Raw genomic sequence first — 25,267 nt, forward strand, 5'->3', positions numbered from 1 at the left:
ATTTATGAAATTTTCAAATAAGATGAATGAATAATACTGTAATTATAACGGGTGGTGCAAGAAGAATCGGCAAAGGATTGGCGATTCAATTTGCAAATTCGGGTTGGAATGTCGGTATTATTTATAATAAAAGTGCCGAACAAGCCAAAGAAACCGCTCGATTGATAGAACAAACGGGCGTTAGAGCATATGCAATCCAAGCTGATGTATCACATTACGATGAGATTCAAAATTCTATTGTAGAAATGAAGAATCATTTCGGCGAAGTGCAAGTGTTGGTAAACAATGCGGCTATTTATCCTGAACGGCAGTCTTTGAACGAGCTCACAATTGATTCGTGGGAGCTTGTGATGAATACAAATTTGAGAAGCATTTTGTCTTCATCACAAAAATTTGCCGAAATAGCCCAAAGTGGCGCAAGAATAATCAATATTGCATCGCTCGGCGCATTTAGAATTTGGAAACAAAGAATACCATACAACGTATCGAAAGCAGGAGTAATTCAATTAACAAAAGCATTAGCTTTGGAACTTGCTCCCGATATTTCCGTAAACTCAGTTTCTCCGGGTACAATTGAAATAAAAGACGAAGCTGCAGATGCAGGAACTTTAATATCTGTGGACAAAATACCCATGAAAAGGTACGGAAACGTAAATGATGTTTTTGATGCTGTATATTTTTTCGCTAATTGTTCGTCATTCATTACAGGACAGAATCTATCAATTGATGGTGGATTTTCGCTTTAAACAATATAAGGAGTATAAATGGAATTCAGAGAACCTGAAAAAGTAGCTAAAAGCAGAATTGAAAAGGCAACCAAAGCATATGATAATCAAGATTTTATCCATAGTAAGGAAGGACGAATAATTCGTTTACTTTCCGAATATCAGTACCCTGAGCATTATTTCCGCAAATATGGTGTCAATGGTACGATTGTGTTTTATGGTTCAGCTCGAACCCTGTCACTCGACGAATTTGAAATGAAGTTAAAAGAAATGAATGATAAAATGGCTAAAGCCGGGCTTGAAGAAAAGCTTAATATCCAAACTGAAATTGAAAGATTAATGAACACCTACGAAATGACAAATTGCTACAACGAAGCTGTTATTTTGGCTGAAAAACTATCGCTTTGGTCAGCAGCATTGCCGAATAACAAACGAGTATTAGTTTGTACAGGTGGCGGTCCCGGAATGATGGAAGCCGCCAATAGGGGTGCCCAACGAGCAGGGGAGCCAACAATTGGTCTGAATATTTCATTGCCATTCGAACAATATCCAAATAATTACATTACTCCCGATTTGAATTTCGAGTTCCACTATTTCTTTATGCGTAAATTTTGGTTTGTCTATTATGCTAAAGCTATCGTCGCTATGCCGGGCGGTTTTGGGACCCTCGATGAATTAATGGAATTGCTAACTTTGAAGCAAACTTTGAAAATAACCAAACCACTACCAATATTACTTTTCTACAAAAAGTTTTGGCAAAATCTTATTAATTTTGACTATCTCGTTGAAATGGGAATGATAAGCCAAAAAGACTTGGATTTGTTTGTTTATGCCGATACTGCAGACGAAGCATTCGAATACCTGACAAAAAATATTATTATATAACAAGTAGTAAGAAATGAAAAAATTCTTTATCCTCCTGATTGTTTTAATGTCATTAATTATTAGCTCAATTTTGAAAGCTGAATTGAGATTTGAACCAGCAAGACCTGCTTTTGGAGAGAATGTTACTATTCATTATCAGGACAAAGATTCCATTTTTAGCGGAATTGATACAGTTTATGCAATGATTTATGGCTTTGCATCTCAATCTAATAACCCGCAAGGATTTTCAGTGCCATTAGCATTGCAAGGCGATTCATACATTGGCAATATTACATTGTCCGGAAATTGGGTATATGTAATTGCATTTGTCGAGTTTGATGAGAATTTATATGACAAAAACAGGCAAAATTATTGGGAACTTTATATTACCAATAACGAAGGAAATATCCAACGTGATGCACATTTATTTTCCGCTTTGGCGTTGATGGGTGCGTCTTCGCCCAATTTGAATCCTATCGTCAATCTTGATTCAGCTCACAAAAGAATGGAACGCGAAGTTGAGCTTTACCCTGATAATTTCCCTGCTCAAGTTGGTTTGCTATCATTGCGATATGATATGAAAAAAATTACATTGCAAGGATTTAAAGACAAAGCAACTCAAATGCTTGATGAGAAGAAAATCTTTGTTACCGAAAATGAAGTAAAAGCCGCTCACAGGCTTTTAAATGCAATTAATCGAAATAAAGACGGTGACGCATTAATTAACAATTTTGTTCAGACCAATCCTTTGAGCAAACTTGCTGAAGAAGATGCAATGTCGAAGCTGTCATTAGCTTCCGATATGCAAAATTTTGTTGACATGGCAGCCTTGTTTATAGACAGATTTCCAAATTCAAATGATGTTAATAATGTTTATTCAGCGGTTGTAAGTTCATATACTCAAACAGGTAAGAGCGAAGAATTATTCAAATTTATCGAAGCTCGCAGGTTGCTTATTCCTGAAGTTTTTTCAAAACTTGCTTGGGATATTTTCAGTAATGATGCTATTTTGCCTGCAATCAAAGGTGAACAGCGACTTGATATGATTGATTCCCTTCTTGATTTATCGGTTAAAATTGTTGTCGGTCAAAATGGCTTAAACAAGCCCACATATATGACAGAACGAGAATGGGAGCGGGCAAAAAATCAAAAACTTGCGAGTATTTATGAAATAAAAGCTGATGTTAATTCAAAATTAGACCCCGTTAGCGCTGAAGGATATTATGAACGAGCCTTGGATTTATTTGGTAATGATGCAACAGTAAATTTATACGAAAATGCTATCAATTTAGCTGATAAACAGGCTGATTCTGTTCGAGTACTTTCTCTTGTGTATCGAGCATTTGCCAATTCACTGTCATCTGATTTTTTGGTAACTCAGTTTGGACGCTATTATCGAGCAGATAATAGGGAGATGGTTTTAGATTCTTTGCAAAATGTTGGCAGGTTGAAACGCTATGATAAATATAAAATTGAAATGTTGGCACAAGCTCGCCCAAGTACTTTATTTTTAACTGCTTACGATGGAAGACTAATTAATCTTGATGATTTAAACGGGAAAATATTTATATTATCATTTTGGTCAACTTGGTGCGGACCTTGCCATGCAACAATTCCGGCACTCGAAGAAATCAACGCATTTTATTCTGAGGATGATGGTGTAGAAGTAGCTCTCGTGAGCATTTGGGAGAAGACTAAAGATAAAAAAGAAGCTTTAAATACATATTTTAAAAGAGATTTTCCGAACGTTCCGCTTGTTTGGGACGAACTCGATGTAATCCCAATGAGTTTAGGAATTACCGGGCTTCCGGTTACGTATATTTTCGATTCAAATGGAGTTTGCAGATTCACTATTACAGGATTTTCGAGTGCCAAAGCATTTATTGATGAAGTCGTGGACAAAACTAACTTTTTGATTCATTTAGAAGGACAAAATGGACAAAAATAGATGCGAGTGGTGCGTCAACTCCGAACTCGAAATGCATTATCACGATACTGAATGGGGAGTACCACTACATGACGACAGGAAATTATTTGAATTTATGGTGCTGGATGCATTCCAAGCTGGACTTAGCTGGAAAACTATTTTGAACAAACGCGAAAATTTCCGAGTTGCATTCGATTCATTCGACCCGGTAGTAGTTTCAGCTTATACTCAAGATAAAATCGAATCGCTAATGCAGGATGCCGGAATAATTCGGAATAGGTCTAAAATACAAACCACAGTTACAAATGCAAAATTATTTCTGGAAGTTCAAGCGAAATATGGCACATTCGATGCTTTTATTTGGCAATTTACGGGTGGAAAAACGATTCAAAATTCTGTCGAAAATATGTCCGATGTCAGAGCTACAAGTCCGGAATCCGATGCAATGTCCAAAGAACTTAAACGCTTAGGATTCAAATTCGTCGGTAGTACGATATGTTATGCCTTCATGCAAGCCGCAGGAATGGTCAATGACCACAAGATAACTTGTTTCCGATACAATGAATTGAATCCTTAAACATATCATTTATTTGTAATTCATCACTGTTTAACATTCAAATTGTACATTTGCTAAAATTTCTCAATCAAAGGTCTAAAAATGAAATCGAATAGATTTAAGTTTCTCTGTTTCACGCTTTTTGTGTTTGCGATTTTTCAATTCCAAGCCTCTTCGCAAGGCAATTACAAAACACCTAAAAATGTAATCATAATGATTGCAGACGGCTGGTCTGAATCATGTATAGATGCCACAGAATATTTCAATGATGGCGAAAAGGGCACATCTGTGTATCGAGATTTCGATATTCAGCTGTATATGTCAACATATCCTGCAAATATTTCGGATAAGGACATTCCCCAAAAATGGAGTGTAGGATATAACTCATATCTTGCATGGTCTGATTTTGAATACGCCAAAAATGGTGCTACCGGTTCAGGAGCCGCAGGTACTGCTTTAGCAACGGGCGTAAAGACTTATAACGGTGCCATTGGTATGGATTTGTCAAAGAAACCATTGCCCAATTTAACAGAGAAGTTCAAATCTATCGGGAGGGCTGCCGGAGTGATTACATCAGTTTATTTTTCCCATGCAACTCCTGCTACTTTTGTTGCACATAATGTTCATAGGGATAATTACCCGGAAATCGCGCTTTCCATGCTTCTCGATAGCAAGGTAGATGTGATAATGGGCGCCGGGCATCCCTATTACGACAACTCCGGAAAGAAAGTAAACGAAAGCGATTACAATTATAAGCTCGTTGGTGGGAAAAAAGCTTGGTACGATTTGAAAGCAGGCAAAAAAACATTTTCGACTAAATCACTTTCAGGAAATAGCACAGTCCAAGATATTGACGGCGACGGAAAAGCTGACAAATGGACTTTAATCGAATCTCGTGAAGAGTTCCAAAAATTGATGACGGGGGAGACTCCAAAAAGAGTTGTCGGTGTGCCAAAGGTTTTGGAAACATTGCAAAATAATAGGACGGAGGAGAAATCCGCTAAAGCATTCGAAACCCCATTCAATAATGAAGTGCCAACACTTGCTGAAATGACAAAAGCTGCGATTAACGTGTTGGATAATAACGAAAAGGGCTTTTTCTTAATGATTGAGGGCGGAGCAGTTGATTGGGCGAATCACGGAAATAACGCTCCACATATGATTGAAGAGATGACCGATTTCAATATGTCAGTTAAAGCGGTAGTGGATTGGGTCGAAAGTAACAGCTCATGGGATGAAACTTTGGTAATCGTTACCGGTGACCATGATTGCGGCTATATCACCGGACCCATAGAAAACAACAACAACCCAAACACAAACCCCGTCATCAATAATGGCAAAGGCAATATGCCCGGCTTGAGATATAATCATACAAACCACACAAATATTTTGATTCCATTTTATGCCAAAGGAGCCGGAAGCGACATGTACAATCGTTTAGCAAACAATTCGGACATGATTCGCGGACGATATATAGATTTGACCGATATTCCCAACGCAATCTTCATGCTATTGGAAGTCGGGAAGTAGGAAGACAACCTCACCCCGACCCTCTCCGAAGGAGAGGGAGTAAGACAAACATAGGAGGCTGTCTCACAAGGGCAGCCATTTTTTATATTTTTGTGGAAAAAAAAGAGAAAATACTAGGTACAAATCGGCGTCATAACGGTTGTAATCAACAATAAGTTAGCGATGCAATGAGACCAAAGTTTAAATACTATAATCAATCACAAGCGTTTCTACTACCTCCATCTCTTGATGAAATGATTAAAGAAACTCATCCTGTTAGGACAATAAATAAAATTATTGATGAAATTGATATAAGCGATATCGAAAACAATTACATCGGTGGCGGAGCTACCAGCTACAGCCCGAGAATGCTTCTGAAAATACTCGTATATGCTTATATGAATAATGTCTATTCAAGCCGAAGAATAGAAAATTTAGTGCAAGAAAATATTCATTATATGTGGCTAAGCGGTATGCAAAAGCCGGATCACAATACAATCAATCGCTTCCGCAGTAAACGCTTGGCAAGCGGCTTGAAAGAAGTATTCTCTAAAGTAGTAATGCTATTTCATGAAGCCGGAATTTTGGATATTAAAGATATATATACAGACGGCACGAAAATAGAAGCAAATGCCAATAAATACAGTTTTGTTTGGGGTAAAAATATCCGAACCCGTAAAGAAAAAATATTACAACAAGTCAATGAATTGTGGAAATACGCACTTCAGGTAAGCGCAGAAGAAATGCGAGACGTCCGACCACAGAGCTATGAAGAGATAAATCCCGAGAGTATAACTGAAACAATAGAAGAAATAAATAAAGTATTGGTAAAAAAAAAGATTGATAAAAATGTACGCGCTAAACTGACAAGAGTGAAGAAAACTTGGTCTGAACAATTAAGGAAATATGAAGCATACGAAAAGCAAATGAACGGTCGCAACAGTTGTTCAAAAACCGACCCTGATGCAGTATTTATGCGAATGAAAGAAGACCGCATGCAAAACGGACAACTAAAAGCTGCTTACAACTGGCAAATAAGTACAAACAATCAAATAGTGGTCAATTACAGCATTCATCAAACACCCGGAGACACTTCAACATTTGTTGAACATATAGAATCATATAAACGCCAATATCGTGAATATCCTAATTCAATCACAGCTGATGCAGGTTATGGGAGTCATGAGAATTACAAATATGCAGAAGACAATAATATCGAAGCCTATATCAAATACAATTATTTTCATAAAGAGCAGAAAAGCAAGTGGCAGAAAGACATCAGCAAGTCCGACAATCTATATTACAACGAAGAACAGGACTGTTACTATTGCCCAATGGGTCAAGCGATGGAAAATATCGGAGAGAAAGAAAAAATAACTTTGAACGGATACAAACAAATAGTTAGCCGATATAGAGCCAAAAACTGCGTCGGTTGCTCGCTGCGAGCGGCTTGTCACGAAGGAGCTGACAATCGAACGATAGAAATAAACAAAGAAGCAAAACGACTAAGAGAGCAAGCAAAATCCCGACTGATGAGTCATGAAGGTGTGAAAAAACGAAAACGACGACCAATTGAACCGGAAGCGGTTTTTGGCAATATCAAACACAACAAACAATTTAGAAGATTTTTACTGAGAGGCAAAGAAAAAGTAGAAATCGAAGTTGGACTATTGGCTCTAGCCCACAATCTGAGCAAATTTGTAGCTTAAAATAGCAAAATATCTCACTTTCCCATCCAAAATTGCCTCAAATTAGCATCAAAACATACCAAAAAATGGAATAATACTCATTTCTAGTCAATTATTAAATTTAGAATACTTATTATAACAATTAGTCCCATTTTATCACCTTATTGAAAGCCAAAGAGGCTGCCCTTGTGAGACAGCCTCAGAAAGAAAAAACATAGCCCACGGATAAATGCGTGAGCTATGTTTGTTTTTTGTCAGTTGTAACAAAGACAGAACATTATTCCCTACTCTCTCTCCACAATCTGTGGTATTTGTGATTGCTGTTTAGAGAGAAGTCCGGTGAAATATACAATCAAATAATGAACGCCGAGCACAGCTAATGATAAGCCGAATGAATAGAGCTCCGATAAACCGAGCGCATATATCCCAACATAAATCGCAACTGTCAGCAATATCATTGGCACTACATATAGCACCATCGTTGCTGCAACAAGCGTTTTGCCGCGAATTGAAATCGTAACGCTATCACCGACTTTTGTATCGGCTTTGGTTCTGGCAGTGAGTATGTTGTCGCCTTTTTCGTTGATGCCGCAGAAAATACTGTTGCAATCGCCGCACTTTTCTTTGGTATGCAGCCTTACTTGAGCAACATCGTTTTCAATGGAAATAACCGTACCGGTTTCGAGTAACTCTTCCATTCTAATTTTTCTTCATTTTGATTCCAAGGTCTAACTCAAGGTCAATCTTTTGGATTGCACCGGTTTTACACTTTTCAAATGGAATTTTAGTGTCGTCGAGCAATGAATAATTAATCACCCCAACGTTGTTCACGATTTCGATTCCGCCGTCAGATTTGCGAGCACAAATTCCACATGCTATACAAGCGACGTTGCAAACTTCTTTGGCTGTGCGCGGGTCATCTTGGTTTTTGCAAAATACGAAAACTGTTTGGTCAATTGGGTGCATTTCAATTATGTCTCTTGGGCACGATTTGACGCAAATCCCGCAACTTGTACACAAATCCGGCACGACTTCGGGGATGCCGTTGTCGTTCATTACGAGCGCATCGAATGGGCAAGCATCAACACAATCTCCGGCTCCGAGGCAACCGTAAAGGCATTGCTTTTCGCCGCCTGAAACTATTTCCATAGCCGAGCAACTCAATGGACCGTAGTAATCCACCATTTTGTTGACAGCTTCGCTATTTCCACCTTTGCAAAGGATTCTCGGGATTGTTTTTACTTCCGAATCTGCAGCTTCGACACCCATTATCATTGCAATTTCTTTGGCAGTGTCTGAGCCTCCAACAGGACAACCCGTAACGGAAGCGGTGCCTTCTGCAACATTTACTGCGAAATCATAACACCCTGCTTTGCCGCAAGCTCCGCAATTCACTCCCGGCAACACTTCATTTATTTTAACTACAAAGGGATTGTCTTCAACTCTTAATTTTTTGTCGGCAATAGCCAAGCCAGCCGCAAAGAATAATCCCAAACCACCCATAGTTGCAATTGCTAATATTAAAGTCGGTTCCATTTAATTACTCCTAAAATATTTATCAAATCCTGATGACATGAATGTAGTACCGGCAGAATCAATTATCATTCCCTCGATTTCGGGGATTGATTCAATTATTTCCATGCCTTTTTTCGCACCCATGACAAAAACTCCGGTAGCTAACGCGTCAGCGTCAGTCATATCACTGGCGATAATTGTGACGCTCATACATTCGTCAGCGGGATAGCCGCTTACCGGATTGATTATATGATTATATCGTTTATTATCTTTTTTGAAAAAACGTTCGTAATCGCCCGAAGTTGCTGAACCGATTTGGTTCAGATTTAGCACTCCAAGCAATTCATTTTGGATTCTCGGATGTTGAATCCCTACAGTCCAGTTATCTCCCTTGGCGATGACTTCACCGCCAAAGTTAATCAAAAAGTTGCTTACACCATGTGTTTCCATCATATGGTATAGCCTGTAAACTGCGTATCCTTTGGCAATACCGCCAAAATTCAACTTGATATGCGATTTCTTTTTGATTACATTACTATCCAATAGCTCGACATGCTTCCAACCAACTTCCTTCAAAACACTGTCAATTTGATGTTGAGAGGGTAGGTGAGGGCTGCCATTTTCAAAACCCAGCAATTCTATTAAATTACCAACGGCAGGGTCGAAACCGCCGAGAGTTAATTTGTGGATTTTGTCGCAACGCTCCAGCAAGATGTATGTTTCATCATCAACTTTAATAATTTCATCATTGACTGAATTAAGCCAAGCCATGTAATTATCATCAATATATGTAGAAAATTTCTGATTAATCCTTTCGGCTTCTTCAATCGCTAAATTGGTAATTACAGTTGCCGAATCTTCGTCGAAATCGAGAACTTTGATTTCTAACGAAGTACCCATACTGATTGTTGACCTGACAAATGGGTCTTTTGCAACATCATTTGATTTATCGCATGAAGTCGAAAATAGTACTATCAATAATATGAACACAATTTTCTTCATAATTATACTGAAATCATTCCTGCAAATCCCATAAACGCAAGTGCTAAGATACCGGCAATCACCATAGTAATCGGTGCACCGCGAAATGCTTTCGGCACATCTGCCAACTCGATTTCCTCACGGATGCCTGCCATAATAGCAATTGCCATCGTAAAGCCAACACCTGCTCCAATTCCGTAGAATATACCTTCGATAAAACTATATTCTTTCAATACTATGAACAATGCCAAACCCAATATAGCACAATTTGTTGTTATAAGTGGCAGAAAGATGCCCAATGCACGGTATAGCGGTTGGCTTACCTTTTTGACAAACATTTCCACAAATTGCACAAGCGAAGCAATTACCAGGATAAATGACACATATTGCAGAAATTCCAGATTATATGGAATTAAAATCAAATTGTAAATTAACCAAGTTACAATTGCTGTTATTACCATGACGAATGTAGTTGCCATTCCCATCGAAAAGGCTGACGATAATTTGCTTGATACACCAACAAATGGACAAATACCAAGAAAATATGCTAAAACAAAGTTGTTAACTATTGCTGATGATAAGAATATTAAGATTATTTCCATTTTTGTATCCTGTTATTGTTGGTTATCATTATCTTTAGGCTTGTCGTCGCTTTTCTCTTTAGCTTTCATTTTCGCTTCGAGAGCTGCCTTTTCTTGAGACAAGACTTCGGCTCTATGTGTTGCCAATCTTTGAGATTTGCTTGATAAGTAAGTATCAATAATTTCTTTGTGAGTTTTTTCCTTTCTATTCATTGCATAGACATTGGAAAAACCTAACATTAATCCTAATGTAATAAATGCTCCGGCTGGTAATATCATGACTAACCAAGGTTCGAACATGTCGGGTAAAACTTGAAAGCCGAGTAAAGTACGAGCGCTCAAAATTTCCCTTATTCCACCCAACACAAAAAGTACTATTAAAAAGCCTGTTCCCATTCCGAGCGAATCCATCAAGGATTTCACGGGAGTATTTTTAGATGAAAATGCTTCTTGGCGACCCAAAATCAAGCAATTCACAACGATTAAGGGTATATATGGACCCAAAGATTTACTTAATTCGGGGAATTGTGCCTTCATTACTAAGTCAACAATTGTAACAAATGTTGCGATTATAAGAATAAAAGAGGCAATTCTAACTTGATTTGGGATGAGTTTTCTTACTGATGAAATTATCAAACTTGAGAAAACTAATACAAAGGTTGTTGCCAAAGCCATTGCGATTCCGTTGATTGCCGATACGGTCACAGCAAGAACCGGACATAGACCCAATGCTTGTTTTAGAACCGGGTTTTGGTCCCAAACACCTTTCATGTATTCTTTTGATAATGTTAGTTCTTTTGTCATGATTTTGCTCCGGTTTTATTGTAGTTACGCAATGCTTCAAGTCCTTCATTCATGATTTTGACAACTGCAACCGATGAAATTGTAGCACCTGTAATCGATTGGATTTGGTTATCCTTGCTTGGTGGTACGCCTTTGACTGATTCGATGGCTGGATTACAGTTCAAATCTATAAATTGCTTAGTGAATGATTCTTCAGTAATTATAGTTCCGAGTCCGGGAGTTTCGACTTGCTCCAAAACTTCGATAGCTAAAATTTTTGAAATTTCAAGGTCAATCCCCATCATAATTCTTATTTTGCCTTGGAAACCATTTCCCTCGTAAGGAAGTGCGTAACCAATCATATTGCCCTGCTCATCAGCAACGGTATATAATTCAAAAGGTGCATCTTCAATTTTTTCATAAGATTTAGCATCTTTTTGGACAAAGAAAATCGCTTTTTCAGTGGCACGTTTTCTGTGTTCGGCTATTTTCGGTTGAGCCCAGTTGCTGATTTCCGATAATGAAGCACCGGAAATAATTCCAACTATAGCAAGAGTGAGCAACATTTTTACTACTGTGTTCATTTTTTTGCTCCGAAAATTGTTGGTTGAGTGTATCTATTTATCAATGGCACCCATGCGTTCATGAACAAGATTGCATACATAACGCCTTCCGGAATGCCGCCAAAAACTCTAATTATTACAATTATAAGTGAAATGCCTAATCCGAATATCCACATGCCTTTTGCTGTAATCGGCGAGGAAACCCAATCGGATGCCATGAAGAAAGCCCCGAACAAGAAGCCGCCACCCACGAGGTGATAGAGCGGATTCATATACGCTTCAGGATTAATCATCCATATAAGAGTCCCGAAAACCAATATCCCGATAATCATCGAAACGGGGATTCTCCAATTGACAATTCCTAAGGCAATCAAAAAGATTCCCCCGATAAGAATTGCAAGAGCGGAGGTTTCGCCCAACGAACCACCTGTATTTCCTAAAAACATTGAGCTCAAATCTGCGGCAATGCCATCAAATTTGAATCCGCCTAATGGAGTTGCAGAGGTGACCGCATCAACGTTGAAGCTTGTCTTAGTCCAAGTTGTCATTGGTACCGGAAATGCAGCTTGCAAAAAGGCACGTCCGACAAGTGCAGGATTGAAAATATTATATCCAATACCGCCAAAGATTTCTTTCCCGATTGAGATTGATACAAAGGCACCCAATCCGGTGAATACCAAACTGAAGTTCGGAGGTAGGATTAGTGCCAACAAAAGTCCTGTGAGAAAGGCACTTCCGTCACTTAGGGTATTTGCTTGCTTACGAATTCGTTTGATTGCATATTCTGTACCCATGGATACACCAATACTGACCAAGAAAATCAGCAACTGATATATTCCGAAATAAATTACTGCCGATAAAACGCTAGGCAGCAATGCTAAAATAACCATTTGCATAGCCCGCTCAGTTGATAACTTTGTATGAACATGAGGGGAGCTTGCAAGTTCAAGTTTTGTGTTAATTATTTGTTTCAAATCAGCCATATTGTTTACTTATTGTTGTTATCAAATTGTTTCTCAAAAATTCTAACTGACATTTTGTTTGCTTCTTTGTATATTAATTACTCTTTGTTTACCTAATCTAATCCATTGAACTAATGGTATATTTGCCGGGCAGTTGTAAGAACAAGTTCCACATTCCATACAAACGGTTACTCCTAATGCTTCAGCTTCGTCCCATTTACCTGCTTTGGAGAATTTCGCTAAATCCTTGGGAATCAAATTCAAAGCACAAACATCTACACAAGCGCCGCAACGGAGGCAGTTTGTTTCCTGACTATGCTTCATTTCCGGCTCTGTGAGTACGAGTAATCCGGATGTTGCTTTTTGCACGGGTGCACTCATATCGTATTGGGCAACACCCATCATTGGACCGCCAACAATTACTTTTCGAGCGTCTTCGTTGGTGCCGCCACAATAATCAAGCACTTGTTGAATTGTAGTACCAACGCGAACGATTAAATTTTTGGGAGTTTTAATGCCAAATCCTGACACGGTTAGTGCAGCAGTGATTTGAGGTTCGCCTTTTACAACAGCATCAAACACAGATATAGCAGTACGAATATTTTGAATCACCACGCCAACGTCTAAGGGCAATTTACCCGGAGGGACCTCTTTATTAACTGCTACTTTAATGAGCATTTTTTCGGCACCTTGTGGATATTTGGTTTTGAGGACTTCAACCTTGATTTCCGAATGATGGCTTGTAGCCTCTTTCAGCATTTTGATTGCTTCCGGTTTATTGTCTTCAATGCCGATTATGCCTCTTTTGACACCCAAAGCTCTCATAATCAATTTGATACCAATGATTAAATCTTGGGTTCTTTCTACCATGTATCTGTAATCGCGAGTCAAATAAGGTTCACATTCTGCACCATTGATGATGATACATTCGATGTTCTTATCCTTTGGAGGCATCAATTTGACATAAGTCGGGAAGGCTGCTCCACCTTGACCTACAATACCTGCTTCTTTCACTCTTTCGATAATCAATTCCGCAGTGATTGAATCAGCATCTAATGGCTCCATGAAAACTACTTCATCTTCACCTTCTGCAACTATAGTAACGGCTTCTTGTGGTCTGCCGCCAACACTTGCAGTTTTGCCGATGTCCTTGATTTTGCCTGTAATAGGGCTATGGATAATTGATGAAATAAACCCGTCCGGCTCTGCAATTACTTGCCCGGATTTTACTAAATCTCGTTTTTTGACTAAAACTTTCGAGGGTTTGCCAATATGCTGAGACAAAGGCAATACAACTTCCGTCGGATAGGGCATTAGTTCAAATGCCGAATTTTCAGTGAGGTCTTTATGTTCATCAGGATGAACACCGCCTTTGAACGATTTATTGATTGAAAAAAAACTCATGTTCCCTGCCGATATATTTTATAAAAACTTTTTCTTAATGAACGCTTTATGTACATGCAATTTAAGACCTTTTTGGCATATTTTAATACCATTTTGGTGACTTTGTAGCCATAATGTATTCGATTCAACTAATAAAAAAATTAAGCATCTATAAATGCAAAAAACCAAATTACGATATTTTAGCATAAAATGCAAAAATCAATAAACTTTTTTGTAAAAATGTTAAAATGAAACTTTATAAATACTTTATGCGTATTATTTGTAAATTTATGTATGAATCATAGTAATAAGATAAAAAGGTGTTTAAAATGGGAAAAAAATTATATAAATCAAGACGAAGTAAGATGATTGGAGGAGTTGCGGGTGGACTGGGAGATTATTTTGATATTGACCCCGTGATTATCAGGGTTTTGTTTATAATGACTGCTTTTGCTTGGGGTGTTAGTGTGATTGCATATATTATTTTATGGATAGTGTTGCCCGAGAACCCCGATGAAGTAGAAAATTTTTATGATTTTGTTAATGACCCTAATAAGGATATGAATATGGACAACTATGCTGATATTGATGACAGCAAACAAAAGAAAGACCGAAAAGTTATTGCCGGAGCATTCCTAATAATTCTGGGAGCAGTTATTTTATTGGACAAATTGAATGTTTGGGACAGCTTTAGCTATATATGGCCCCTGATTCTTGTTGCAATCGGTGGATACCTTATTTACAAATCTGTTAATAAGAATAATACGGAGGTATCGTAATGAAAGCCGGTACAATTTTTGGAGGTTCATTTCTCATCTTTTTGGGTGTGTTTATACTCCTGCTAAATTTTGGTGTCGAACTGCCGGCATTTCAGGGCATTATCAAGTTTTGGCCCGTATTGCTGATTATTTGGGGTATCGCTCTGCTGAAAATTCACAATGTCGCTAAAATAATTTTAGCAGCATTGTCGGGGATTTTACTCGCTTTGATACTTACTTCATTGTACATCTCAGTTGTTGATGGCTTTGGTAATATCAATATTGATAAGAAGTTCGAATTCAAGAATAAATCAAAAGTATTCATCAATAGTTATGAAGACCCGATTGATGAAACTATCAAATATGCCGAACTTGATTTTTCGGGTGGCATTGGCAAATTCAGTTTTGATGTTTCTGATGAATATGGGTTCGTAGTTCAATCAAAATCGCCCAGTATCGAAATCACCAAATCAATCACGGACTCAACTGTAAGATATTCTTTTAGTGGAGCTGATGTTGATTTTGGCAAATCATCTCGCTCAATTAATATACTTTTGGGCAAATCCTATCAATGGGATATGGAATTAAGTACGGGAGCTTCGGAATCGGACATTAACGTCAAAGAGCTACTCCTTCGCAATTTGAAAATTGATGCCGGAGCTTCTGACTTTAAAATCAATATTGGGGATTTGACTGACAGCAACATTGAGATTAGCTCGGGTGCTGCAAATTTCAAAATCATTCTGCCTCCCAAAGCAGGGTGTAGGATTAAAACACAAACATCACTATCGTCAACCAATTTCAAGGATTTCATAAGCTCCGAACCCGGAGTTTTTTATTCTAAGGATTATGATGATTGGGAACGAAAAATCAATATTGAATTGGATGGAGCCTTGTCGAATTTTGAAGTTTCTAAAAAAAAATAGAATTCTACAAATATAGTTTCTTCGATTTTAAATATTCAAAAACTGCTGGATGCAACAAATATTGAAACGCCTCACCGGACTTAATAGCTTCCCTTATCCGACTTGATGATATTTCAATATTTGGAGAGTTCAGGTAATTCAAACGCACAGCTGCCCCCAATGAGGGCATTTTTTCGTTTATGGGGGAATCTGATTTTCTATTCGCAACACAAAATGTAACCATTTTTGCCAATTTTTCAAATTCATACCATTTGTGCAAATCGGGCAAATTGTCAAATCCTATTAACAGTGTCAATTCCAAATTTGGGTATCGCGATTGAATGTGTTTGACAGTATTATATGTATATGAAACACTTTTCGATTTAATTTCAAAATCGTCAAATTCAAATCTTTCATCGGTATCAGTTATCAATTTGACCATTGCCAGTCTGTCTTCGTCAGCGATTTGTTTGGTTTGGTCCTGCTTGAAAGGGGAGATGTAAGTGGGAACGAAAATTACTTTGTCCAACTTTTGCTGAACAAAAAAATATTCGGCAATAATCAAATGTCCGATATGAATCGGATTGAAACTACCGCCGAATATTCCAATTTTTTTCAATAAAATACTTAAACTTTAAAGACCAAATCTTTGTGTGTTAGTCGTTTGCCATGCACAACATTCGGTGCCACAAAAATGCGTGTATTATCAACTTTTGCCACGAATTCATCTTTGAATTTTTGGATAAATCCTCTTACGGGCCATGCTGCAGCATCTCCAAGAGCACAAATAGTATTGCCTTCAATATTGTCGCAAATAGAAAGTAACAAATTAACATCCTTTTGTGAACCATCACCTGCAACCAAACGTTTTAGGATTTTTTCCATCCAGCCTGTTCCTTCTCTGCAAGGAGTGCACTGACCGCAAGATTCGTGATGGTAGAAATGTGCAATTCTAAGTGTTACCGCTACAATGTCAGTATCTTCGTCCATCACCATAACGCCTGCGGTGCCGATATGAGTGCCATATTTTTTGAGTGATTCTTCGTCCATCAAAACATCTTCAATTTCATCTCCGCGCAAAGGTGGCATTGATGAGCCTCCGGGAATAATCGCTTTGATTTTCTTGTTGCCGGGAACGCCTCCGCAAATATCATATATAAGGGTTTTAAGTGGAATGCCTGTGGGTAATTCATAAACACCGGGTTTATTAACGTGACCGCTCACTCCAAAGAGGATTGTTCCGGGATGCCCGGGCGCTCCAATTTTGGCATATTCTTCTCCACCCATATTCATAATGGGAGGTATAGTTGCGATAGTTTCTACGTTGTTTACAGTAGTTGGCATTTGCCACAAACCAACTTGAGCAGGGAAAGGTGGCTTGAATCTCGGATAGCCTCTATCGCCTTCGAGCGAATTCATCAGTGAAGTTTCCTCGCCACAAATATAAGCACCGGCACCTTTGTGAACGTAAATATCCATGCTGTAATTTGTGCCGAAAGTAGATTTCATTTTTTCGCCGACATAGCCATTTGCATAAGCCTCATCTACAGCGTCTTGGAATAATTTCACCCATTTATGATATTCGCCGCGAATATAAACATAAGCAGCTTTCAAATTCATAGAATATCCTGCAATAAGGATTCCTTCTATCAATTGATGTGGATTATATTCAAAAATTTGCCTGTCTTTGAACGAGCCCGGTTCGGATTCGTCTCCATTGACAGCTAAAAATTTGGGCTTGTCGGTAGATTTTGGCATGAAGCTCCATTTCAAGCCCGTTGGGAAGCAAGCGCCGCCACGACCTCGTAATTTGGAAGCCTTGACTTCGTTGATTACCTCATCAGGTGTCATTTTCAAGGACTTAGCAGCCGCTTGATAGCCATTATGAGCCTTGTAAACTTCAATTTTGTGCAAATCCGGAATGTCCGGCAAAACTATTCGTGGATATTCAGTCATCATATTTTTAATCTAACTCATTCGTTTTTAAATTCTAAACGTTACAAATATAAATGATTCATCATTAATATAATAATCTTGTTTGAAATTTGTATAAATTTGCTCTGTCATTTTAAATACCGTACTTTTGAACTTTGATATAATCAACATTGGAAATTATGAATTTGACTGATATTTTTGGCACATTTACGACAGTTTGGGTAATCATACCCCTACTAATTTTATTGGCACGAATCCTTGATGTCAGTATCGGTACTGTTAGAATCATACTAATAGGCAAAGGATATACAAAAATTGCTCCGGCGCTTGGATTCATTGAGTCATTCGTTTGGATAATTGCAGTTAGCCAAATCATGCAGAACCTAAATAACATGTATTATTATGTTGCTTATGCAGGAGGGTTTGCTCTCGGTACGTATTTTGGAATGGTAATAGAAGAGAAATTGTCTCTTGGATATGTAATCATTCGCGTTATCACTCATAAGGATGCAACTGAACTTGTAGCAAGTTTCAGAGCTAAAAATTATCCTGTTACAATTCTTGATGCAGAAGGCATTAATGGCAAAGTAAGCGTTTTATTTCTAGTAATTCAACGCAATCTCACAGAAAGCATCATAGATTTCATTAAAGAATACAATCCTAATGCCTTTTATTCAATCGAAGATGTTCGATTCGTGAGTGGTGGTGTTATGCCACAACTTGCAGACCCTTCGATTCGCAAAAACCGATGGCATCTATTTTCAAAGAGAAAATGATTACAATTTGCTTATAATAAGCTATTGTGAATGATATCCATTGCACATTTAATACCGTCAGCACCAGAACTTACTATTCCGCCGGACAATCCTGAACCTTCGCCGGCAACGTATAAGTTATCAAATCCGGCGCATCTCATCTCGTCACGTACAAGTTGAATTGGCGAGGAAGTACGGCTTTCAAGTCCCATCAAAACGCCTTCTTCAAAACCATATATTTTTCGCGTGAAATCTTTGAGTGCATACATCATTGATGTTGTAACTTCCTTAGGGAATAAATCTCGGAATTCTGCTGTAACCAACGGAAATGGATAGCTTGTTGGTCCGAAAGATGTAGTAGTACTGAACCGTAAAAAATCTTGAACTTTTACAGCAGGTGCATTGTAGCTGTTTGAAAAATCGTAGAATTTTCTTTCCAAATTTAGTACCCATTCCAAGGCTTCTTCCGGTACTAATTCTCTGCCCAATAGGGTCTGAAGGTCTATTCCGGCAACAATAGCAGAATTGGCGAAAGGATAATTACGTTTATAGTTACTCATACCGTTAACAATATTCAATCCTCTTTCAGGTGGTGCAGGAACTACCATACCACCCGGACACATACAGAATGAGTAAACTGTCATTGCATCGTTGAAATTGTAGGTCAGTGCATAATCGGCTGCCTTGACACCGGGCAATTCCGAAACTTTCCATTTTGCTTGGTTAATAAGTTCTTGCGGATGCTCTACTCGAGTTCCGATAGCAAAATTCTTCAAATTAAATTTTACGCCCTTGGAAAGCAATAGGCGATAAGTTTCGTAAGATGAATGCCCGACTGCAAAAACAAAATGGTCACCTTTGATTTTGCCCTTTTCAGTTTCAATGCTTTTGACTGTTGTACCTTTGACAGTGAAATTAGTCATTTTGTTATCGAAAATGATTTTTCCACCTCGGTCAATGAAATCTTCCCTCAATGTACGAACAATTTTTGTAAGCAAATTGCTGCCTACGTGTGGCTTTGCCAAGTATTTTATTTCTTCCGGTGCACCGGCTTGGACATAACTATCGAAAATAAATTTCTTTTCGCGCAAAATAGATTTTGTTCGCGAAGTTAGCTTACCATCCGAGAAAGTACCTGCACCGCCTTCACCGAAAGCGTAATTGCTACGTTCGTTCAATTCGCCCGTTTTCTCAAAGTGCTTAACATCCTTTGTCCGAGTATAAACTTCGGGACCCTGTTCTATCATGGTAACCATGTATCCGGCTTGAATCAGCACAAATGCTGCAAAAAATCCTGCAGGACCGTTACCAACAACTACCACATGTTCGTTCCGTTTGCGGAATGGAATAAGCAGATTATCAATTTCAGGTTCCAAATCGTTTTGGATTTCGATTGATTGTACACCGACGCGTACAACCCAATGAATGTCCTTAACGTTTCGCCCGTCAAGACTTTGCTTTTCGATACTATAAGTGAATTCACTTATTCGAAGGATTTTCCTGATTACGTCGTCTAATTCCTCAACGGTGTAATCAGTTCTCATTTTAAGTTCTAGTACTTTGTAACCCATAACTCGAAGATTAATTTTTATTTAATGAATTCTAAAATTTAAATTTACGAATATTTTTTAAGATATACAACCACAAAAGTAAAAGTTATAAATTTCTTATACAAATAAACTTTGTCAGGTTCGTATTTTTTTCTATATTTGCTTTTTTTTTAATGAAAAACTTAGAATGACAATATTACGCTTAGTAATTTTCAGCTTATTGATTTCCACATCACTCTTTGCCCAAAAGATTGAAAAAGGAAGGCTTTCAGGGGCAACAAAAAATTCCATAGATACTTTAGCTGCTCAAAATGTGCTGAACCTTTTGAAAGAGAGCAAGGGATTGCTTGAAAGAGAAGTTGACCCCAATACATATTTAGTCGGTCCCGGAGATGAATTCTCAATATCAATCATTTCAAGCGAAATTTTTGAGGATAGGACCAAAATCACCCCCGAAGGTAAGATAATAATCAAAGGCGCGGGAACTGTCGATGTCAGAAACAAAACCTTATTCGAAGTAAGGGAAATTGTAAAGAAGCAAATTCAAAAATATATTCGCACCGACAATATTGATGTTGCATTGACTGAATTACGCGAATTCAAAGTTATAGTAAGTGGTACTGTACCCAAGCCTGTTTCGGTTCCGGCAACTGCTGCAGACCGAGTATCCGAGATAATTGATAAAGCATCAGGCTTGCAATTTGAGTCGTCAGAACGCTTGATAAAATTGCATCGCTATGATACTGATGAAATCATCAATGTTGACTTGATGAAATTTTTCATGTATGGCGATCAAGCATCAAACCCAACTGTTTTAGGTGGCGATTTGATTCGGGTTCCGCCAATCAATAAAAGTGACATGATTGAAATTCACGGTGAAGTTTCAGCTCCCGGACAGTTCGAATATGTCGAAGGTGATTCACTTTCTACCTTAATCAAATTCGGGCAAGGATTCAATAACTCATCACTCCTTGATTCGGTAGAATTTGTTAGAATAGGGACAGATGATGAATTAATAAAAAAAATCATTGACCTTAGTTCTTGGAATGACATCTTATTTAGCTCAAGCCAACTTGAAGGTGATTTCCCGCTTTTACCCGGTGATAGAGTGTATGTACGAAAAAAACACGGATGGAAAGAACGTGATTATGTTGTTGTGGGTGGTGAAGTCAAATATCCCGGCAAATATGCCATAAATACAGACGTTGACAAAGTTCGCGATGTAATTATTCGTGCAGGTGGATTTACTCGTGACGCTTCTATCGAAAATACTGAGTTCATCCGCCAAAGAGACCTTGAAATAATTGACACTGAATTGGAACGCTTGAGAACCCTTGTACCCTCGGAAATGTCTAAATCAGAGTTGAGATATTTCCAAGCAAAAATCAATGAAAAAAAAGGTGTTATTTCAGTCAATTTTGCAGCAGTTTTAGAGGATGAAAATTCACCTGAAAATGTATTGGTCGTTTCACGTGATTCGATTGTTGTACCCGAAAAAAATGAATTTATAAATGTCCAGGGTAGAGTAAATAACCCGGGTAAAGTTAAGTACAATCCTAGTTATACATACCTTGACTATATAATGTTAGCAGGTGGTTATGGTTATCGTGCAGACATTGATGAGACTTTGGTCAACAAACCCAAGGGCGGGCAATTCTTAGCTGACGAAGTAAAACTATATAGAATTGAACCGGGTGATGTAATCCTCGTTCCGACAGAAATTGAAACAACATTTATGGAAGTTTTCACAACAACTTTAACAATCGTGACTCAACTTGTAACTATTGCCGGTGTCGTCATCGCTATAACCAATATCAATAAATAAATGAAATTATTACCCGAAAAAGAAGAAATGTCATTTTTTGCAATTTTTAAATTGCTAAAGTTCAACTTTATTAAGTTGCTCACTTGGGTTATTGGAATTACTATTATTGTAATCATTTATTCATTTATTATGCCCAATACTTACACTGCACATTCGAGTGTGCTTCCACCTTCCAAGGAAGGTCAATCCGGAGGATTGTCAAGTTTTATTCAGAGCTTCGCAGGTGGTCTCAGCATCCCCGGAGTTTCCCAATCAGACCAATCTAAACTATTTGGCGAAATATTATATAGTCGTACCGTTGTTGATTACATTATCGAAAAGTTGTCACTTAGAGAATTACCAAAATTTAAGGATATGCAACGAGAAGATTTGCAAAATTTTGTTTCTCGTTCCATTGAAGTAGAAGTTGACAAAACCGGACTAATATATGTAGGTGCTAAATATGAAACCGGGTATTTTCCAAGCCAAGAAGACAAGAAAAAAGCAGCGGAAATGTCATCAGGAATGGTGAATTATGCTGTTGAAGGCTTAGACCACGTCATCAAGAATCGTACTATGACGAATGCACGCAAATCCAGAAAATACATTCAATCTGAATTAATTGGTTACAAGTCTAAATTGGATTCGATTGCTACTTTGATTGAAAAGTTTCAGATTGAAAACAAAGTTATTGCGATTGATGAACAAACTCAAGCCATCGTAACCCAAGCTGTCGAAGTCGGCGCCCTGATTGTTCAAGCCGAGCTTGAATTAAACTTAGCAAGATTACAATATAACACGGCTTCTCCACAAGTTTCTTTCCATGAAAATCAATTGAAATTGCTAAAAGAACAATATTCTAAGATACAATATGGGGGATTGACGCCGACTGACGCTTTTTCAATATCGCTTGATAAAGTACCGACTTTGATTAAAGAATATACTGAATTGTTCCGCGAAAGAAAAATCATGGAGCAAGTTATTGTATATTTGGAAACTCAGAAACACCAAGAAGCAATACAAGAAAACAGAGATGTCCCTGTAGTTGAAGTGTTAGATTTTGCTTTACCGGCTGAAAAGAAAACTTCACCTCAACGTTCGTTGATGGTTGTACTGTCACTATTCTTATCCGGCTTGTTTGTTTCAATTTCTTTAGTTATTTCTGCCTACCGCAAAGGTAATCTGTATTTGATTAGTAACCAGGACTAATCAACCTAATATTTTGTTTCGCTCTTTTTTCAATTCTGTAATTAGATATTTGATAGCCTTATTGTCACTATTTTTTGACTGAGCAATTAGTGTTTGAGTTATATTTAGGATGTAGTTTACGGGACTAAAGTTCGGTGTAATTTCCAAACAACGGAAATTATCCAAATGCTCGCTCAACCATAATATAAGATAATCATCAACAGGAATGCGAACAACTTCATTGTCACCAAAAGAGAATGGTTTGCTCTTGATGTATTTCAAATCATGTTGTAGAATTTCCATCAAATAAGCTATGTAAGGACCAAAATTATATATAATGATTTCAGGCGTAATGTCTTCAATTTTTTGATATACATCATGCAACAAAGCCGATATCAGCATCTCGGGGTCATAAATGTTTAGCTCGTTTATCAATATCTTACATACTCTTGTGACATGGAAAAAATACATCGAACCATCTAAAGTTTTTTTGTCTCCATAAGCCCAATCAGCCATATCATAGGCACTGATGATTCTGTTCAATTCCAGAGGGTCAATCTTGTACTGTAAGATATGTTCTAACTCTTCTTTTGTTAAAAATGTATGACTATACATCATCTACACCGATTTATTTATCAAAATTTTTGCACTTTCAATAGCTGCATCTGTTAATTCTTCACCGCTCAACATTTTCGCAATTTCATGAATTTTTTCTTCATACGAAAGCAATTTTGTTTCAACAAAAGTTCGCTTATCATTTTCCTGTTTGCGAACTAAGACCATGTTGTCGCCCATAGCTGCGATTTGTGGCAAATGTGTAATAGCTAAAATTTGGTGATAGGTAGCAAGCTCTTTCATTACAAATCCCACTTTTTGAGCTATTCGTCCACTGATTCCTGTATCAATTTCATCAAAAACCATGATCGGAATCATATCCTTTCCGGCTAAAATACTCTTTAGTGCGAGCATTATTCTCGACACTTCGCCACCTGATGCCACATCTGCCAATGGAGTGGCTTTCTCGCCTTTGTTTGTCGAAATATGAAATTCTAATTCATCGTAGCCATTATCGAAAATTTTGTAGCTTTTTTTATTCAATTCAATTGAGAGCAAGTCTTCGTTTGGTGATTCTCTATGCGTGATAACAACTTGAAATTCTGCATTTGGAATTCCCATTTGATTTAGCTTGTCTTCAAGTTGGGTAGCGAAAGTCTTAGCTTCAGTTTTTCTGAGCATGCTAATTTGTTTGCCAATTTGAGCTAAATCCTCTCTCAATGAATTGATTTGCATCAGCAAATCTTTGCTTAGAAAGTCAAAGTTCTCGGATTCAGTGAGTTCAGCCAAAATCTTATCTCGAAGTTCTAATACTTCTGCCAAAGTGCCATACTTTCGCATTAAGGTTTTTATATTGTATAAACGTGTTCTGATTTGTTCAATTTTATCAGGGTTATAATCTATTTTTTCAATATAATCCATCAAAAAAGCAGAGCTTTCTTTGGAAATGATTTCTGCTGAATTTATCTCATCTGCATATTGTTCAAATGCCGTATCAAACTTTGCCAAGTTTTGCATTGTCTTATTCACACGAGACAAAATTGATTGAACACCGGTTTCTGATTCGAACAAAAGATTATAGCTTTCATTGCATTGAATGATGATGTGTTCGGCATTTTCCAACACGACGAGTTCGGTTTCGAGTTTGCTGTCTTCATCAGCTTGTGGGTCAACTTGCTGAATTTCATCTAATTTATATAAAAGATTATCCCTTTGTGACTTCAAATCATGTTCTTTTTTTGTCAATGATTTGTATTCGTCAATCTTCTTACTCAGTTGATTTTTCAATTCAGCAAACTGAACGATTAAGTCATCTTTCTTGTTGATTGTATCAAAAATATGAATATGATTTTCGGATTTAAGCAATGATTGATGGTCGTGTTGACCGTGAAAGTCAATTAGTAATTCGCCGATAGTTTTGAGTAAGTTGAGTGTAGTTGGAGTGTCGTTTACAAAATTTCTACTCGAACCCTTTGCCGAAATTTCCCGACGAAGTATCAAAGTGTCTTCGATTAGGTAGTCAATGTCGTTGCTTTCCAACAAAGCTGCAATTCCGTCTTTTCCGCCGATTTCAATTTCCGCTTCAATGATTGCTTTATTTTCGCCTGTCCGAACATAATCAGACGAAGCCCTATCTCCGAATAACAAAATGAGCGAATCTACAATCATAGATTTGCCCGAACCCGTTTCGCCAATAATAACATTCAACCCCGAATCGAAATTCACTTCGAGGTCATCTATCAAGGCAAAATTACGGATTCGTAAATGTTTTATCATAGTT

The 25,267-nt window shown here is 37.7% G+C and carries 23 protein-coding genes and 1 pseudogene; 11 read left to right on the top strand and 13 right to left on the bottom strand.

Annotated features, from left to right (window positions below; translation table 11 throughout):
* Positions 1-26 precede the first annotated feature (26 nt).
* From M9949_08100 to M9949_08125, 6 genes are all read left to right on the top strand, one after another.
* Positions 27-746 carry an SDR family oxidoreductase gene (locus M9949_08100; protein ID MCO5251366.1) on the top strand — a complete coding sequence of 240 codons (720 nt, stop codon included), beginning with the start codon at positions 27-29 and terminating at the stop codon, positions 744-746.
* 18 nt (positions 747-764) lie between these two features.
* Positions 765-1,610, top strand: coding sequence for a TIGR00730 family Rossman fold protein (locus tag M9949_08105; GenBank protein ID MCO5251367.1), 846 nt, complete (start codon positions 765-767; stop codon positions 1,608-1,610).
* Between the two features lie 46 nt (positions 1,611-1,656).
* Positions 1,657-3,537: a TlpA family protein disulfide reductase gene (locus tag M9949_08110; protein MCO5251368.1), complete on the top strand. Its 1,881-nt coding sequence runs from the start codon at positions 1,657-1,659 to the stop codon at positions 3,535-3,537.
* Positions 3,524-4,093 (top strand): DNA-3-methyladenine glycosylase I, encoded by a 570-nt coding sequence (locus tag M9949_08115; GenBank protein MCO5251369.1) that lies wholly within the window; start codon positions 3,524-3,526, stop codon positions 4,091-4,093. Before M9949_08110 ends, M9949_08115 begins: the two co-directional genes overlap by 14 nt.
* 81 nt (positions 4,094-4,174) lie before the next feature.
* Entirely contained in the window at positions 4,175-5,602 is a 1,428-nt protein-coding gene (locus M9949_08120) for an alkaline phosphatase (protein MCO5251370.1), read from the top strand.
* 167 nt (positions 5,603-5,769) lie between these two features.
* Positions 5,770-7,290: an IS1182 family transposase gene (locus tag M9949_08125; protein MCO5251371.1), complete on the top strand. Its 1,521-nt coding sequence runs from the start codon at positions 5,770-5,772 to the stop codon at positions 7,288-7,290.
* Between the two features lie 263 nt (positions 7,291-7,553).
* Here the strand turns inward: M9949_08125 and M9949_08130 are convergent, their stop codons facing one another.
* From M9949_08130 to rsxC, 8 genes and pseudogenes are all read right to left on the bottom strand, one after another.
* Positions 7,554-7,967 carry a SoxR reducing system RseC family protein gene (locus M9949_08130; protein ID MCO5251372.1) on the bottom strand — a complete coding sequence of 138 codons (414 nt, stop codon included), beginning with the start codon at positions 7,965-7,967 and terminating at the stop codon, positions 7,554-7,556.
* Position 7,968: 1 nt separating this feature from the next.
* A complete protein-coding gene (locus tag M9949_08135) occupies positions 7,969-8,805 on the bottom strand; it encodes an RnfABCDGE type electron transport complex subunit B (protein ID MCO5251373.1) in 837 nt (278 codons plus the stop codon).
* Entirely contained in the window at positions 8,806-9,786 is a 981-nt protein-coding gene (locus tag M9949_08140) for an FAD:protein FMN transferase (GenBank protein MCO5251374.1), read from the bottom strand.
* A gap of 2 nt (positions 9,787-9,788) precedes the next feature.
* Positions 9,789-10,367 carry an electron transport complex subunit RsxA gene (gene rsxA / locus M9949_08145; GenBank protein MCO5251375.1) on the bottom strand — a complete coding sequence of 193 codons (579 nt, stop codon included), beginning with the start codon at positions 10,365-10,367 and terminating at the stop codon, positions 9,789-9,791.
* A 195-nt stretch (positions 10,368-10,562) separates the two neighbouring features.
* Positions 10,563-11,150 (bottom strand): annotated as a pseudogene (locus M9949_08150) (electron transport complex subunit E).
* Positions 11,147-11,713, bottom strand: a complete 567-nt coding sequence (locus M9949_08155; protein ID MCO5251376.1) for an FMN-binding protein — start codon at positions 11,711-11,713, stop codon at positions 11,147-11,149. The pseudogene M9949_08150 and the gene M9949_08155 overlap by 4 nt, the downstream one beginning before the upstream one ends.
* Entirely contained in the window at positions 11,710-12,675 is a 966-nt protein-coding gene (locus M9949_08160) for an RnfABCDGE type electron transport complex subunit D (protein MCO5251377.1), read from the bottom strand. Before M9949_08160 ends, M9949_08155 begins: the two co-directional genes overlap by 4 nt.
* Before the next feature lie 42 nt (positions 12,676-12,717).
* Positions 12,718-14,058 carry an electron transport complex subunit RsxC gene (rsxC, locus tag M9949_08165; protein ID MCO5251378.1) on the bottom strand — a complete coding sequence of 447 codons (1,341 nt, stop codon included), beginning with the start codon at positions 14,056-14,058 and terminating at the stop codon, positions 12,718-12,720.
* A gap of 308 nt (positions 14,059-14,366) precedes the next feature.
* On the opposite strand from rsxC, the gene M9949_08170 reads away from it, so the two are divergent.
* Positions 14,367-14,816 (top strand): PspC domain-containing protein, encoded by a 450-nt coding sequence (locus M9949_08170; GenBank protein ID MCO5251379.1) that lies wholly within the window; start codon positions 14,367-14,369, stop codon positions 14,814-14,816.
* A complete protein-coding gene (locus M9949_08175; protein ID MCO5251380.1) occupies positions 14,816-15,721 on the top strand; it encodes a DUF5668 domain-containing protein in 906 nt (301 codons plus the stop codon). The genes M9949_08170 and M9949_08175 overlap by 1 nt, the downstream gene beginning before the upstream one ends.
* Before the next feature lie 4 nt (positions 15,722-15,725).
* On the opposite strand, the gene nadD is transcribed toward M9949_08175, so the two are convergent.
* Positions 15,726-16,319 carry a nicotinate (nicotinamide) nucleotide adenylyltransferase gene (gene nadD / locus M9949_08180; protein MCO5251381.1) on the bottom strand — a complete coding sequence of 198 codons (594 nt, stop codon included), beginning with the start codon at positions 16,317-16,319 and terminating at the stop codon, positions 15,726-15,728.
* 8 nt (positions 16,320-16,327) lie between these two features.
* Entirely contained in the window at positions 16,328-17,659 is a 1,332-nt protein-coding gene (gene nuoF, locus M9949_08185) for an NADH-quinone oxidoreductase subunit NuoF (GenBank protein ID MCO5251382.1), read from the bottom strand.
* A 155-nt stretch (positions 17,660-17,814) separates the two neighbouring features.
* Between nuoF and M9949_08190 the strand changes: the two genes are divergently transcribed.
* The gene (locus M9949_08190) at positions 17,815-18,411 is read left to right on the top strand and encodes a DUF2179 domain-containing protein (protein ID MCO5251383.1); all 597 of its coding nucleotides are present in this window, start codon (positions 17,815-17,817) and stop codon (positions 18,409-18,411) included.
* 11 nt (positions 18,412-18,422) lie between these two features.
* On the opposite strand, the gene M9949_08195 is transcribed toward M9949_08190, so the two are convergent.
* Positions 18,423-19,934 carry an FAD-dependent oxidoreductase gene (locus tag M9949_08195; protein ID MCO5251384.1) on the bottom strand — a complete coding sequence of 504 codons (1,512 nt, stop codon included), beginning with the start codon at positions 19,932-19,934 and terminating at the stop codon, positions 18,423-18,425.
* 193 nt (positions 19,935-20,127) lie between these two features.
* Here M9949_08195 and M9949_08200 point away from each other — a divergent pair, with 193 nt between their 5' ends.
* Both M9949_08200 and M9949_08205 read left to right on the top strand, forming a co-directional pair.
* Entirely contained in the window at positions 20,128-21,765 is a 1,638-nt protein-coding gene (locus tag M9949_08200; GenBank protein ID MCO5251385.1) for an SLBB domain-containing protein, read from the top strand.
* Positions 21,766-22,953: a Wzz/FepE/Etk N-terminal domain-containing protein gene (locus M9949_08205; protein ID MCO5251386.1), complete on the top strand. Its 1,188-nt coding sequence runs from the start codon at positions 21,766-21,768 to the stop codon at positions 22,951-22,953.
* Here M9949_08205 and M9949_08210 read toward each other — a convergent pair whose 3' ends face one another.
* Together M9949_08210 and recN are read right to left on the bottom strand one after the other, a co-directional pair.
* Positions 22,954-23,550 carry a hypothetical protein gene (locus tag M9949_08210; protein ID MCO5251387.1) on the bottom strand — a complete coding sequence of 199 codons (597 nt, stop codon included), beginning with the start codon at positions 23,548-23,550 and terminating at the stop codon, positions 22,954-22,956.
* Positions 23,551-25,263 (bottom strand): DNA repair protein RecN, encoded by a 1,713-nt coding sequence (gene recN / locus M9949_08215; GenBank protein MCO5251388.1) that lies wholly within the window; start codon positions 25,261-25,263, stop codon positions 23,551-23,553.
* Between the last annotated feature and the right edge of the window lie 4 nt (positions 25,264-25,267).

This window comes from Candidatus Kapaibacterium sp. (genome assembly GCA_023957315.1).
Taxonomy (GTDB): domain Bacteria; phylum Bacteroidota; class Ignavibacteria; order Kapaibacteriales; family UBA2268; genus PGYU01.

Bases quoted from the DNA above. Each gene is read 5' to 3' on its own strand.
- M9949_08100 (MCO5251366.1), top strand. From the start codon at position 27: ATGAATAATACTGTAATTATAACGGGTGGTGCAAGAAGAATCGGCAAA.
- M9949_08105 (MCO5251367.1), top strand. From the start codon at position 765: ATGGAATTCAGAGAACCTGAAAAAGTAGCTAAAAGCAGAATTGAAAAG.
- M9949_08110 (MCO5251368.1), top strand. From the start codon at position 1,657: ATGTCATTAATTATTAGCTCAATTTTGAAAGCTGAATTGAGATTTGAA.
- M9949_08115 (MCO5251369.1), top strand. From the start codon at position 3,524: ATGGACAAAAATAGATGCGAGTGGTGCGTCAACTCCGAACTCGAAATG.
- M9949_08120 (MCO5251370.1), top strand. From the start codon at position 4,175: ATGAAATCGAATAGATTTAAGTTTCTCTGTTTCACGCTTTTTGTGTTT.
- M9949_08125 (MCO5251371.1), top strand. From the start codon at position 5,770: ATGAGACCAAAGTTTAAATACTATAATCAATCACAAGCGTTTCTACTA.
- M9949_08130 (MCO5251372.1), bottom strand. From the start codon at position 7,967: ATGGAAGAGTTACTCGAAACCGGTACGGTTATTTCCATTGAAAACGAT.
- M9949_08135 (MCO5251373.1), bottom strand. From the start codon at position 8,805: ATGGAACCGACTTTAATATTAGCAATTGCAACTATGGGTGGTTTGGGA.
- M9949_08140 (MCO5251374.1), bottom strand. From the start codon at position 9,786: ATGAAGAAAATTGTGTTCATATTATTGATAGTACTATTTTCGACTTCA.
- rsxA (MCO5251375.1), bottom strand. From the start codon at position 10,367: ATGGAAATAATCTTAATATTCTTATCATCAGCAATAGTTAACAACTTT.
- M9949_08155 (MCO5251376.1), bottom strand. From the start codon at position 11,713: ATGAACACAGTAGTAAAAATGTTGCTCACTCTTGCTATAGTTGGAATT.
- M9949_08160 (MCO5251377.1), bottom strand. From the start codon at position 12,675: ATGGCTGATTTGAAACAAATAATTAACACAAAACTTGAACTTGCAAGC.
- rsxC (MCO5251378.1), bottom strand. From the start codon at position 14,058: ATGAGTTTTTTTTCAATCAATAAATCGTTCAAAGGCGGTGTTCATCCT.
- M9949_08170 (MCO5251379.1), top strand. From the start codon at position 14,367: ATGGGAAAAAAATTATATAAATCAAGACGAAGTAAGATGATTGGAGGA.
- M9949_08175 (MCO5251380.1), top strand. From the start codon at position 14,816: ATGAAAGCCGGTACAATTTTTGGAGGTTCATTTCTCATCTTTTTGGGT.
- nuoF (MCO5251382.1), bottom strand. From the start codon at position 17,659: ATGATGACTGAATATCCACGAATAGTTTTGCCGGACATTCCGGATTTG.
- M9949_08190 (MCO5251383.1), top strand. From the start codon at position 17,815: ATGAATTTGACTGATATTTTTGGCACATTTACGACAGTTTGGGTAATC.
- M9949_08195 (MCO5251384.1), bottom strand. From the start codon at position 19,934: ATGAGAACTGATTACACCGTTGAGGAATTAGACGACGTAATCAGGAAA.
- M9949_08200 (MCO5251385.1), top strand. From the start codon at position 20,128: ATGACAATATTACGCTTAGTAATTTTCAGCTTATTGATTTCCACATCA.
- M9949_08205 (MCO5251386.1), top strand. From the start codon at position 21,766: ATGAAATTATTACCCGAAAAAGAAGAAATGTCATTTTTTGCAATTTTT.
- M9949_08210 (MCO5251387.1), bottom strand. From the start codon at position 23,550: ATGATGTATAGTCATACATTTTTAACAAAAGAAGAGTTAGAACATATC.
- recN (MCO5251388.1), bottom strand. From the start codon at position 25,263: ATGATAAAACATTTACGAATCCGTAATTTTGCCTTGATAGATGACCTC.